Origin of the sequence: Xanthobacter cornucopiae (assembly GCF_043195065.2) — a bacterium.
GTDB lineage: Bacteria > Pseudomonadota > Alphaproteobacteria > Rhizobiales > Xanthobacteraceae > Xanthobacter.
On record NZ_CM195531.1, the window covers coordinates 4,337,989 to 4,350,375 of the forward strand.

A 12,387-nucleotide genomic window follows, 5' to 3' on the forward strand; every position below is an offset into this window, starting at 1 on the left:
ACCCTGCGGGGGCTTGGGCGAACCCTGCGGGGGCTTGGGCGAACCCTGCGGGGGCTTGGGCGAACCCTGCGGGGGCTTGGGCGAACCCTGCGGGGGCTTGGGCGAACCCTGCGGGGGCTTGGGCGAACCCTGCGGGGGCTTGGGCGAACCCTGCGGGGGCTTGGGCGAACCCTGCGGGGGCTTGGGCGAACCCTGCGGGGGCTTGGGCGAACCCTGCGGGGGCTTGGGCGAACCCTGCGGTGCCGTGGGTCAGCCCTGCGGGGCGGGCTGGGGGCTGGCCGGGTCCTCGTTGAGGACGACGCGCTTGTAGGCGCCGAGCAGGTGCACGTGCATCAGCTGGGCAGCGCGCTTGGCGTCCTTGGCGAGCATGGCCTCAAGGATTTCCTCATGCTCCCGCCACACCCGGATCGACAGGCCCGGATAGCTCAGGATGCGCCCCATGCCGCGGCGCAGGTGCTGCCAGTTGAGGCGCATGGTCTCGACGATCAGCGGGTTGCCCGACAGTTCGTAGATGAAGGAATGGAAGTCCATGTCCGCCTGCACCACGCCCTTGCTGTCGCCGGCAAGGACGAGGTTGCGGCCGCGCGCGATCAGGTCGCGGCCCCGGCGGATGTGCTCCGGCTTCAGGTTGGCGGTGGCGAGTTCCGCCGCCAGCGGCTCCACCGCCGAACGCAGCTCGTAGATGGCCTTCAACAGGTCCGGCTGGATCGGCGCCACCTGCACCCCGCGCTTACCGGCCTCGATGACGAAGCCCTGGGCCTTCAGGATGACCAGCGCATGGGTGACCGGCTGGCGCGAAACCTTGAGGCGGGCGGCGATGTCCTCCTGGGTCAGCCGCTCGCCGGGCTCCAGCGTGCCGTCGCAGATGGCGTCGAGAATGACGTCATAGGTCTGTTCGACGAGACGCTTGGGCGAGCTGATCTGTTCCATGCCCCGCTACATATCGCGATTGCCCCGTCTTTTCCATCTTGACCGCCGGCCGCCGGCTTGGCACTTTCAGTGAATTCCGAATTCAGAATTCAAAAATGATGGGATGGAAAATGGCTCAGCCGATCAGGGTTTTGCTCGCCAAGGTGGGGCTCGACGGTCACGACCGGGGCGTGAAGGTGGTGGCCCGCACGCTGCGCGACGCCGGCATGGACGTGATCTATTCCGGCTTGCACCGCACCCCGGAGGAGGTGGTGACGGCGGCGATCCAGGAAGACGTGGACGTGCTCGGCGTCTCCCTGCTTTCCGGCGTTCAGCTCACGGTGTTTCCCAAGATCTTCCGGCTGCTTCAGGAGCGCGGCGCCAACGATCTGATCGTGGTCGCCGGTGGGGTGATGCCGGATGAGGACGTGGTGGCCCTCAAAGCCCTCGGCGTGCACGAGGTGATGCTTCAGGACACCCCGCCCAAGGCCATCGTGGAGACCCTGGAGCGCCTGGTCGCCGCCCGCGGCGCCCGCTGAGGCGAGGGAGGGTTCCATGGAATACTGGTCTTTCCCCCCGCGCTACGACGACGATTACTTTCCCGCGCCGGACCAGCGCCACTGGTTTCCTGAGCGGGAGACCCAGCATCCGGCCGACCGCGAGGCGGCGATCCTCGCCCGCCTCCAGCAGGTGTGCGCCTATGCCTACGCGGCGGCGCCGTTCTACCGCCGCAAGTGGGATCAGGCGGGCTTCCACCCCTCGCACCTGCGGAGCCTCGAGGACTTCGAGGACAAGGTGCCGGTGGTGACCAAGGCCGACCTGCGCGCGTCGCAGGCCGCCGCGCCGCCGTTCGGCGACTATCTGTGCGTGCCCGATGGCGAGGTGTTCCACGTCCATGGCACCTCCGGCACCACCGGCCGCCCCACCGCCTTCGCCATCGGCCGGCAGGACTGGCGCGCCATCGCCAATGCCCATGCCCGCATCATGTGGGCCATGGGCCTGCGGCCCGGTGACATGGTGTGCGTGGCCGCCATCCTCAGCCTCTACATGGGCTCCTGGGGGGCGCTGGCGGGGGCCGAGCGGCTCGGCGCCAAGGCGTTTCCGTTCGGCGCCGGCGCGCCGGGCATGAGCGCGCGCTGCGCCCAGTGGCTCGCTGCCCTGCGCCCGGCCGGCTTCTACGGCACCCCCACCTATGCGCTGCACCTGGCCGATGTCGCGGTGAAGGAGGGGCTCAACCCGCGCGATTTCGGTCTCAAGGTGATGTTCTTCTCGGGCGAGCCCGGCGCCTCCGTCCCCGGCGTGCGCGACCGCATCGAGGACCTCTACGGCGCCCGCGTCATCGACAGCGGCTCCATGGCGGAAATGACGCCCTGGATGAACGTGGCCGGCACCGCCGAGACGCGCGGCCTGCTGTGCTGGCAGGACGTGGTCTACACCGAGGTGTGTGACCCCAAGAGTCACCGGCGGGTGCCCTACGGCATGCGCGGCACGCCCATCTACACCCACCTGGAGCGGACCTCCCAGCCCATGATCCGGCTGGCCTCGGGCGACCTGACCTTGTGGAGCGACGCGCCGAACCCGTGCGGGCGCACCTATCCGAGCCTGCCCAACGGCATCTTCGGCCGCATCGACGACATGTTCACCATCCGGGGCGAGAACGTCTATCCGAGCGAGATCGACGCGGTGCTGAACCAGACCCCCGGCTATGGGGGCGAGCACCAGATCGTCATCACCCGCGACGCCGCCATGGACGAACTGGTGCTGAAGGTGGAGGCGGACGCCGTCACCTTCGCCCTCGGCCGCGACCAGGTGGAGCGGTTCCGGGGCGAGGTCGCCCGCTCCGTGCAAAGGCTGCTGGGCCTGCGGGCGGTGGTGGAGGTGATCGACACCGGTGCCCTGCCGCGCACCGACTTCAAGGCCCGCCGCGTGGTGGACGACCGCGACGTGTTCCGCGCCATGAATGCCCAGCTCCGGGCGGGAGGCGCATGATGGCGGCCTACGTCCCCTCCCTCGACCTGCTGCCGAAGGTGGCCGCCGGCGAGATGCCGGCCATCGCCCGGCTCATCTCCCGCGCCGAATCGGGCACCCCCGAGGCGCGGCAGGCTCTGGCCGACATCTACCGCCGCGCCGGCCGGGCCCATGTCATCGGCATCACCGGCGTGCCGGGCTCCGGCAAGTCCACCCTGGTCGCCCGCTTCGCCGGCATGCTGCGCGCGCAGGGGGCGCGGGTCGGCATCGTCGCGGTGGACCCCTCCAGCCCGTTCTCGGGCGGCTCGATCCTGGGCGATCGGGTGCGCATGGTCGATCTGGCGCTCGATCCCGGCGTGTACATCCGCTCCATGGCCACCCGCGGCGCCATGGGCGGCATGGCCCGCGCCGCGCTCGACGCGGTGGACATCCTGGACGTGGGCGGCTTCGACACCATCGTCATCGAGACGGTGGGGGTGGGCCAGGACGAGGTGGAGATCGCCCGCGCCTCCCACACCACCATCGTGGTCTCGGCGCCGGGCCTCGGCGACGAGATCCAGGCCATCAAGGCCGGCATCCTGGAGATCGCCGACATCCATGTGGTGTCGAAATGCGACCGCTCGGACGCCAACCGCACCATCACCGACATCAAGTCCATGCTCACGCTGGGGGCGATGACCTCCGGCCGGGGCGAATGGTCGGTGCCGGTGGTGGGGCTCTCCTCCCTCACCGGGGAGGGCTTCGACGATCTCATCGCCAAGGTGGCGGCGCACCGTCGCGTCGCCTTCGAGACCGAGACCGGAGCACGGCGGCGCGCCCGCATCGCCCGCTTCCGCCTGGAAAAGACCGCCGAGAACCTGCTGCTGGAGCGGTTCGCCGCCACCGCCGCCGCGGCCGGCCCCCGCCTCGCCGCGCGCCTGGAGCGGCGCGACGGCGACCCCTACGGCCTTGCCAACGAACTCCTGAACACGCCCCAGAACACGATTGACGAAAAGGAAGCCGCCCATGAGCATGTCTGAGATCATGACCCTCGCCAATCTCGACGACGAGGTCCGCTCCTGGGAAGAAACCGAGGTCGCCGCCTTCCTGAAGAAGCAGGGCGAGCGCAAGGAGCAGTTCTTCACCCTCGGCGATTTCCCGGTGAAGCGCGTCTACACCGCCGCCGACGTGTCGGGCACCCCCATCGAGGACATCGGCCTGCCGGGGCGCTACCCGTTCACCCGCGGCCCCTATCCCACCATGTACCGCTCCCGCAACTGGACCATGCGCCAGATCGCCGGCTTCGGCACCGGCGAAGACACCAACAAGCGCTTCAAATACCTGATCGCCCAGGGCCAGACCGGCATCTCCACCGATTTCGACATGCCGACCCTCATGGGCTACGACAGCGACCATCCCATGAGCGACGGCGAGGTGGGGCGCGAGGGCGTGGCCATCGACACCCTCGCCGACATGGAGGCTCTGTTCGCGGACATCGACCTTGAGAAAATCTCAGTGTCGATGACCATCAACCCCACCGCCTGGATCCTGCTCGCCATGTACATCGTGCTGGCGGAAAGGCGGGGCTACGACCTCAACAAGCTGTCCGGCACCATCCAGGCGGACATCCTGAAGGAGTACATGGCACAGAAGGAGTATATATATCCGATTGCGCCGTCGGTGCGGATCGTGCGGGACTGCATCACCTACTGCGCCAAGAACATGAAGCGCTACAATCCCATCAATATTTCCGGATACCATATTTCGGAGGCCGGCTCCTCGCCGGTGGACGAAGTGGCGTTCACCCTCGCCAACCTCATCGTCTATGTGGAGGAAGTGACGAAGACCGGCATGAAGGTGGACGATTTCGCGCCACGTCTGGCCTTCTTCTTCGTGTCCCAGGCTGACTTCTTCGAGGAGATCGCCAAGTTCCGCGCGGTGCGGCGCTGCTATGCCAAGATCATGAGGGAGCGGTTCGGCGCCAGGAATCCCGAGTCCATGCGCCTGCGGTTCCACTGCCAGACGGCGGCGGCCTCCCTCACCAAGCCGCAGTTCATGGTCAATGTCATGCGCACCACCCTGCAGGCGCTGTCGGCGGTGCTGGGCGGCTGTCAGTCGCTGCACACCAACGGCTTCGACGAGGCCTTCGCCATCCCCACCGAGGAGGCCATGCGGCTTGCCCTGCGCACCCAGCAGGTGATCGCGGAGGAGAGCAATGTCACCCAGGTGATCGATCCGGTGGGCGGCTCTTATTACGTGGAGACCCTGACCACCGAATACGAGAAGCGCATCATGTCCATCATCGCCGAGGTGGACGAGCGCGGCGGCGCCATCAAGCTGATCCAGGAGGGCTGGTTCCAGAAGAAGGTGGCGGACTTCGCCTATGAGACGGCGTTGCGCAAGCAGTCCGGCGAGAAGCCGGTGATCGGCGTCAACGCCATGGTGGACAGCGAGGAGGTGCACGACATCGAGCTGCACCCCTACGACCAGAGTGCCGCCGACCGGCAGGTGGCCCGCACCCGGCGCATCCGCCGCGAGCGCGACAACGTCCAGGTCGAGGCGCTGCTCGACCGGCTGGTGGAGGTGGCGAGGGACGAGAGCCAGAACATCCTGCCCGTCACCATCGAGCTGGTGCGCGCGGGCGCGACCATGGGTGACATCGTCGAGAAGCTGAAGGCGGTGTGGGGGGTGTATCGTGAAACCCCCGTGTTCTGAACCGGCCCGCCCCGGCGCGGCGCTCTCCCGCGCCGACGTCCGGGCGGCCCGGGAGCGCCTCCTGGCCGGGGATGCGCAGGCGGCACGCCGCCTGCTCGCCCATTCGGTGGCGCAGGGTCACGGGCGCCTCGCGCTGCGGCGCTACTTCATCGCCCGGGTTCTCGGCGCGGATGACCTCTCGCCGTTCGAGACCGCCCTGGGCCAGCTCGCGCGCGGCGTGGCGCGCGACGATCTGATGGCCATGGCGCGCGATGCCATGGGCCTCGCCGACCGGCTTGGCCGGGGCGTTGTCCATGGTCCCCGCTCCGGCGAGGGTCATGGGGACATGGAAAGGAGCGCGCGATGACCGCTGATCCCTTCATCCTACCGTATCGCGGCGTGCTGCCGGTGGTCGCTCCGCGGCTCGATGCGGGGCCCGGCGCGGCGCTGATCGGGCGGGTCACGCTCGGTCCGCGCGCGCGCCTCGGCTCCCGCGCGGTGCTGCGGGGCGACGGCCACGTGGTGGAGATCGGCGCCGATTTCTTCCTGGGCGAGGCCGGCACCGTGCACATCGCCCATGAGATCCATCCTGCCCTGGTCGGCGACCGGGTGAGCGTGGGGCGGGGCGGCGTGGTGCATGCGTGCACGATCGGCGCCGACTGCGTGCTGGAGGAGGGCGCCATCGTGCTCGACGGCGCGGTGGTGGGGGAGGGCGCGGTGCTGGAGGCCGGCGCCATCGCCTTGCCCCGGTCCGAGCTTGCCGGCGGCCTGCTCCATGCCGGCATTCCGGCGCGGCCGGTGCGGCCCGTCACCCCTGGCGAGCGGGCGGAGCGTGCGGCACGGCTGCGGGGCGCGCCGCCCGGCGCGGTCCCGCGGCCGACCGGGCCGGCGCGGCTTGAGATCGAGCCCTCCACCTTCATCGCCGGCAACGCGGTTGTGTCCGGCGTGGTCCGGGGCGGGGCGCGCTCCGCCGTGCTGTTCAGCTGCGTGCTGGACGCCGGGGCGTTCGAGATCGTCGTCGGCGAGCGTTCCAACATCCAGGACAATTCCACCATCCGCTGCGTGGACGGGCCGTTCGTGATGGCCGCCGACGCCGTCGTCGGTCACAATGTGACGCTGGAGAACTGCACCATCGGCACCGGCTCCCTGGTCGGTACCGGCAGCCATGTGGCCGCCGGCACGGTGATCGCCGCCGACGTGCTGCTGGCGGCCGGTGCGAGGACGCAGCCGGGGCAGGTGCTGACGGGCGGCACCTTGTGGGGTGGCAACCCGGCGCGTCCGCTGGCGCCGCTGGATGACCGCAAGCGGCGGATGATCCCGTGGATCGTCACCACCTATTGCCAGTACACGGCCGACTTTCTGGTCAGCCAGCGCGTCAGCCAGGCCTCGCCCGCCCCGCCGGAGCGGGCTGAGGCGGCGGGCCGCGGTCCTGGATGGCGCGGAGCCGGTTCGACCGTCCGCCCATGAGCGAGGGGCGTGGGCCTGCGGTCCGCATCCCTCGTCCGCCGCGCATGGGTCCGCCGGGATGGACCGCGCGACGGGCCCCATCGGCATCGAAGCAAAGGCCGGGACGCCGCCCGAGGCGGGTGAACCCGGGCCAAGGGAGGACCCTATGACATCATCGATCGCCGTCGTTCACGTCGACGCCGAGCGGCGGGAGGCGTGTCAGACGCGCCTCGCCACCGGCGCCTATGTGGAGAAGGACAGTCCGGTCCTGGAGCTCCTGGGCGCGGTGGAGGAGCTGTCCGCCTGGGTGGCGCTGCTCGCCGCCGATCCGCCCACGGTCGAAGCCGGGCGCCTCCTGGTGCTGGTGCGCAATGACCTGTTCGAGCTGGAGCGGCAGGTGGCCGCGGCGGGCGCGGCCCTGCTCCAGCGCGATTATGTGCAGCGTCTGGCCGCCGCGATGGGGGAACTGGAGCGTCGCCTGCCGCCGCCGCCGTCGGGATTGCTGGCGGGCGGCACGGTGCAGGCGGCGCGGGCCGGGCTGGCGCGCGGCGTCTGCCGGCGGGCGGAACGGCGTCTCATCGGCCTGTGGGAGATCGACCCGGCGCTGCGGGCCCGAGACGCGGTGGCCTATCTCAACCTGCTGGGCGACTTGCTGCAGCTCATGGGGCGTCTCGCCAACGCCGCGGCCGACCGCGCCCCGCCGGTGTTCGATCGCGGGCTCAGCCTGTGCGGTGAACCGCCGCTGGGGTGAGCGCGGCCTCAGGCCCGCTGCCGGGGGAGGGATAAGAAGGGCCGGGTTTCCCGGCCCTTTTTCGTGCCGGGCGCCCGTGTCCGCCGGCGCCCCTCAGGCCAAAGGCCCGTGAACTTTGCTCATGGGGCTTTGCTTTGGTTCATGGGCCATTGGTCAAGCCCGCGCGGCTTGAGCGAACTCCCTTGGCACCGGTCGAAGACCGGAGCCGAGGGTATGACGGCCGGGCGGCCGACAGGCCACGGGCGCGCCGGTTGGGCGCGCCCGTGCTGCATCGGCTCCCGTGCTCGGTCCGTCCGGGGGACCGGCCCCATATGGGGCCGGCGCGTTCTCGCCCGCGGGCGGGACCGGCGGCCCGGGGGGCCTCCGGTCGACGCTCAGCTCTTGTTCACGAGAGGGCACTTGCCATCCTTCAACGGCCGGAAGGCGTCGGCGGCGGGGATGGTGGCCAAGACGTTGTAGACGTCCCATTCACCCTTGGAGTCGGCGGGCGCCTTCACCTCGTAGAGATACATGTCGTGGATGTGGCGCCCGTCCGCCCGCACCTCGCCCGTGCCGAACAGCGGGTCCTGGGTGGGATTGGCCTTCATCCAAGCCATCAGGGTCGCGGTGTCCTTCGACTTGGTGGCGGCCGCCGCCTTCAGGTAATGGGTGACGGCGGAATAGACGCCGGCCTGCACCATGGTGGGCATGCGCCCGTTCATGCGCGCGCCGAAGCGCTGGGCGAAGGCGCGGGTGTCCGGGGTCTGGTCCCAGTAGAAGGCCTCGGTCAGCACCAGCCCCTGGGCCACCGGCAGGCCGAGGGAGTGCACGTCGGTGAGGAACACCAGCAGGCCGGCGAGTTTCTGCCCGCCCTGGACGATACCGAATTCAGAGGCCTGCTTCACGGCGTTGATGGTGTCGCCGGCGGCGTTGGCGAGGCCGATGACCTTGGCCTTGGAGCCCTGGGCCTGCACCAGGAAGGAAGCGAAGTCGGTGGCCGCCATGGGGTGGCGCACGGCGCCGATGACCTTGCCGCCGGTTTCCTCCACCACCTTGGCGGTGTCGCGCTCCAAGGCGTGGCCGAACGCGTAGTCGGCGGTGACGAAGAACCAGGTGTCGCCGCCGCGCTTCACCATGGCGCTGCCGGTGCCATGGGCCAGCGACCAGGTGTCGAAGGTCCAGTGAATGGTCGTCGGCGTGCATTTCTCGCCGGTGAGGTCGGATGTGCCGCCGCCGGAGACGATGAGGGTCTTGTTCTTCTCCTTCGCCACGGCGCTCACCGCCAGGGCGACGGACGAATTGGGCACATCGACGATCATGTCCACGCCCTGCTCGTCATACCACTTGCGGGCGATGGCCGAGCCCACGTCGGCCTTGTTCTGGTGGTCGGCGGAAATGATCTCCACATCGAGGCCGGGATGGGTCTTCTTGAAGTCCTCCACCGCCATCTGCGCGCCCACCACCGATCCCTGGCCGGCGAAATCGGCATAGATGCCGGTGCGGTCGTTGAGCACGCCGATCTTCAGCGGCGGGGCCTGGCTGAAGGCGGGGCTTGTCGCCAGGAGCCCGAGCCCGGCCAGCGCCGCACTCGTCCAGGTCTTTCGTGATACCACCATGGTCTCTCCTCCCTGTGAATTCGGCCTTTGCGGCTATTTGAATTCTGAATTCAGAGTTCGGATGGTGTCGTGTTTGTCCCCCGAGGTCAATCGGAACCTGCGCGTCGCCAACGCACCCCCCCGTGCACCCCCCCCGTGCACCCCTCCGTGCACCCTTGCGCGCGCCCACCACGCGGCGGGGCAGGGGGGACGGACAGCGCGGTCGATCCGCGATGAGGGGCCGGGCCTCAGTGGCCGCCGCCGCCGCTGGCGCCGGGCTTCGGGCGGCGCATCAGCGGAGCCGCCAGCACCAGCGCCAGGAACAGGAAGGTGAGCAGGTGGAAGACATCGGCGAAGGCCATCACCAGGGCCTCGCGCCGCACCATCAGCGCCAGTTGCTTCAGGGCTGCGTCGGCGGCCCCGGAGCCAAGGTCGGAAAAGGTGGCGGCAAGGCCGTCGAGCCGCTCCAGCGCCGCTGCGCTGCCCCATTCCACGCTGTCATGGAGGCGGGCGAGGTGCAGGTCCCAGCGCTGGTTCAGCACCGTGTTGATGAGGGCGAGGCCGACCGCGCCGCCGAGGTTGCGCGTGAGGTTGAACAGGCCGGAGGCGTTCTTCAGCTGGTCCGGCGGCAGGGTGCCGAGCGAGATGTTGTTGATGGGGATCATGGCCAGCATCAGCGAAGTGCCGCGCAGGATCTGCGGGATCACCAGCTCCCAGAAGTCCCAGTCCTTGGTGATGAAGGTGATCCACCAGGTGCCGAGCGCGAACCCGGCGAAGGCGGTGGCCATCATGAGGCGCGGGTCCACCTTGGTCATCAGCCGGCCGGCGATGGGGGCGGTGAGGAACATGGCCACGCCGGTGACGAACATGGTTTCGCCGATCATGAGCGCCGAATAGCCCCGCACCCGGCCCAGGAAGATCGGGTAGAGGTAGGTGAGCCCGTAAAGGCCGATGCCCAGCACGAAGCTGAAGCCGGAGCCGATGGCGAAATTGCGGTTCACGAACGCCTTGATGTCGACCACCGGGTGGGACGCCATCAGCACCCTCGCGAAGAAGGCCACCGAGGACACCGCGCACACGATGGCGAACAGGAGGATGGAGTTGTCCTCGAACCAGTCGTTGGTGGGCCCCTCCTCCAGCACGTATTCCAGGCTGCCGAGGAAGCCGGCCATGAACAGCAGGCCCCACCAGTCGAACCGGTTCAGCAGGGCAAAGTCCGGCTCGTCGAAATCCACCAGCGTGACGGTGGCGACGATGACGAGGATGCCCGGCCCCACGTTCACCAGGAACAGCCAGTGCCAGGAGAACAGGTCGGTGAGATAGCCGCCGACGGTGGGGCCGATGGTGGGCGCCAGCGTCGCCACCAGGCCGATCATGGGGGCGACGATGGGCTGCTTCTCACGCGGGAACACCGAGTAGGCGGCCGCGAACACGGTGGGGATCATGCCGCCCCCCAGGAACCCCTGGAGCGCGCGATAGGCGATCATCTGCTCGATGGAGGTGGCGGTGGCGCACAGGAAGCTCATCGCCGTGAAGCCGGCGGCGGAGGCGGCGAACAGCCAGCGGGTGGACAGCGCCCGCGACAGGAAGCCCGAGAGCGGGATCATCACCACCTCGGCGATGAGGTAGCTGGTCTGCACCCAGGAGATTTCATCGGAGGAGGCGGCAAGTCCCGCCTGGATCTCGGCCAGCGAGGCGGAGACGATCTGGATGTCCAGGATCGCCATGAACATGCCGAACACCATCGCCAGGAAGGCGAGCATGCGCCGCGCTTCCAGGGGGCGCGGCGGGGCGGCGGCGGTGATCGACATGCCCGGTTCTCCGGCGGCGCGCTCAGGAGGCCTCGCCGCGGGTGTCCACCACGGCGGTCACCGACATGCCCGGCCGCAGCCCGTGGCCGCCCAGGGTCTCGGCGTCGAGCGCCGCGGCATCGAAGCCGATGCGCACCGGAACGCGCTGGACGATCTTGGTGAAGTTGCCGGTGGCGTTCTCCGGCGGCAGCAGCGAGAACACCGAGCCGGAGGCCGGCGACACGCTCACCACCGTGCCGGCGAAGTCGCGGTCCGGATAGGCGTCCACATGGACCTTGACCGGCTGGCCCGGGCGCAGGCGGCCGAGCTGGGTCTCCTTGAAGTTGGCATCCACATAAACGCCGGCGAGGGGGACGATGGCGGCCAGCCGCGTTCCCGGCTGCACCAATTGCCCCACCTGCACCGCGCGGTTGCCCACCACCCCGTCGATGGGCGCGCGCACCACCGTGAAGTCGAGGTCGCGCGCGGCCTTGTCGCGGGCGGTGCGGTCCTCGTCCAGCACCCGCTCGGCCTCGATGCGCTGCGCCCTCAGCACCGCCAGCGCCGCCTCGGCGGAAGCGATGGCGGCCTGGGCCGACAGCACGTTCGCCTGCGCCTTGTCGCGGTCGGCGCGGGCATTGTCGAGGGCCGAGCGGCTGGCGAAATTGGAGCTGGCCAGCTTGTCCTGGCGGTCGAACTCCAGTGCGGTGCGCTGCTGCTCGGCCTGGGCCGCCGCCAGCTGGGCCCGGGCCTGGGCGATGGCCGCCTGGGCCGCCGCCTGCTGCTCGTCGAACCGGGCAAGGGCGGCCTGCTGGGTGGCGATCTTGTCCTCGGCCGCGCGCAGGGCGAGCCGGTAGTCGCCATCGTCGATGCGGGCGATGACGGCGCCGGCCTTGACGGGCTGGTTGGCGGCCACCTCCACGCTCGCCACGTAGCCCCCCACCTTGGCTGCCAGCACCGAGGTGTCGGCGCCCACATAGGCATCGTCGGTGGCGACCTCGAACCGCCCCACCTGCCACCAGCGCAGGCCGGTCCAGCCGCCGGCCAGCACCAGCAGGCCAAGCACCGCCGCCAGCACCTGGCGCCTGCGGGAGGGGGCCGGCCGCGCGGTGTCCGCCGCCGGCGGGGCGGCGTCCGGCTGGCGCGCCTTGAGCACGGTCACTTCGGCGTGCGCCGCCTCCGGCGCGGCGCCGCGCCCGGCGGCTTCGATCTTGGTGGCGTGGGACACGGCGTCTCTCCGACGATGCGGCAAAACTGAACCGTTCAGTTCAACAGT

General features: G+C 69.8%; 11 protein-coding genes. 7 read left to right on the forward strand and 4 right to left on the reverse strand.

Features of this window, described 5'->3' with window-relative positions:
• Nucleotides 1–249: 249 nt before the first annotated feature.
• The gene (locus V5F53_RS19090) at nt 250–930 is read right to left on the reverse strand and encodes a GntR family transcriptional regulator (RefSeq protein ID WP_393998736.1); all 681 of its coding nucleotides are present in this window, start codon (nt 928–930) and stop codon (nt 250–252) included.
• 110 nt (nt 931–1,040) lie between these two features.
• Between V5F53_RS19090 and V5F53_RS19095 the strand changes: the two genes are divergently transcribed.
• The 7 genes from V5F53_RS19095 (at nt 1,041) to V5F53_RS19125 (ending at nt 7,747) form a co-directional block, all read left to right on the forward strand.
• Nucleotides 1,041–1,448, forward strand: a complete 408-nt coding sequence (locus V5F53_RS19095; protein ID WP_393998735.1) for a cobalamin B12-binding domain-containing protein — start codon at nt 1,041–1,043, stop codon at nt 1,446–1,448.
• Between the two features lie 16 nt (nt 1,449–1,464).
• A complete protein-coding gene (locus V5F53_RS19100) occupies nt 1,465–2,898 on the forward strand; it encodes a phenylacetate--CoA ligase family protein (RefSeq protein ID WP_393998734.1) in 1,434 nt (477 codons plus the stop codon).
• Complete coding sequence (gene meaB / locus V5F53_RS19105) at nt 2,898–3,896, forward strand: methylmalonyl Co-A mutase-associated GTPase MeaB (RefSeq protein ID WP_393998733.1); 999 nt, start codon at nt 2,898–2,900, stop codon at nt 3,894–3,896. Before V5F53_RS19100 ends, meaB begins: the two co-directional genes overlap by 1 nt.
• Nucleotides 3,883–5,571 carry a methylmalonyl-CoA mutase family protein gene (locus V5F53_RS19110; protein WP_393998732.1) on the forward strand — a complete coding sequence of 563 codons (1,689 nt, stop codon included), beginning with the start codon at nt 3,883–3,885 and terminating at the stop codon, nt 5,569–5,571. The genes meaB and V5F53_RS19110 overlap by 14 nt, the downstream gene beginning before the upstream one ends.
• A complete protein-coding gene (locus V5F53_RS19115; RefSeq protein WP_393998731.1) occupies nt 5,552–5,917 on the forward strand; it encodes a hypothetical protein in 366 nt (121 codons plus the stop codon). The genes V5F53_RS19110 and V5F53_RS19115 overlap by 20 nt, the downstream gene beginning before the upstream one ends.
• On the forward strand, nt 5,914–7,017 hold the full coding sequence (locus tag V5F53_RS19120; protein ID WP_393998730.1) for a gamma carbonic anhydrase family protein: 1,104 nt from the start codon (nt 5,914–5,916) through the stop codon (nt 7,015–7,017). The genes V5F53_RS19115 and V5F53_RS19120 overlap by 4 nt, the downstream gene beginning before the upstream one ends.
• Nucleotides 7,018–7,162: 145 nt before the next feature.
• Entirely contained in the window at nt 7,163–7,747 is a 585-nt protein-coding gene (locus tag V5F53_RS19125; protein ID WP_393998729.1) for an ATP:cob(I)alamin adenosyltransferase, read from the forward strand.
• Between the two features lie 374 nt (nt 7,748–8,121).
• On the opposite strand, the gene V5F53_RS19130 is transcribed toward V5F53_RS19125, so the two are convergent.
• The 3 genes from V5F53_RS19130 to V5F53_RS19140 form a co-directional block, all read right to left on the reverse strand.
• The gene (locus V5F53_RS19130; protein WP_393998728.1) at nt 8,122–9,342 is read right to left on the reverse strand and encodes an ABC transporter substrate-binding protein; all 1,221 of its coding nucleotides are present in this window, start codon (nt 9,340–9,342) and stop codon (nt 8,122–8,124) included.
• A gap of 227 nt (nt 9,343–9,569) precedes the next feature.
• A complete protein-coding gene (locus tag V5F53_RS19135) occupies nt 9,570–11,132 on the reverse strand; it encodes a DHA2 family efflux MFS transporter permease subunit (RefSeq protein ID WP_393998727.1) in 1,563 nt (520 codons plus the stop codon).
• 22 nt (nt 11,133–11,154) lie between these two features.
• Nucleotides 11,155–12,339: an HlyD family secretion protein gene (locus V5F53_RS19140; protein WP_393998726.1), complete on the reverse strand. Its 1,185-nt coding sequence runs from the start codon at nt 12,337–12,339 to the stop codon at nt 11,155–11,157.
• Between the last annotated feature and the right edge of the window lie 48 nt (nt 12,340–12,387).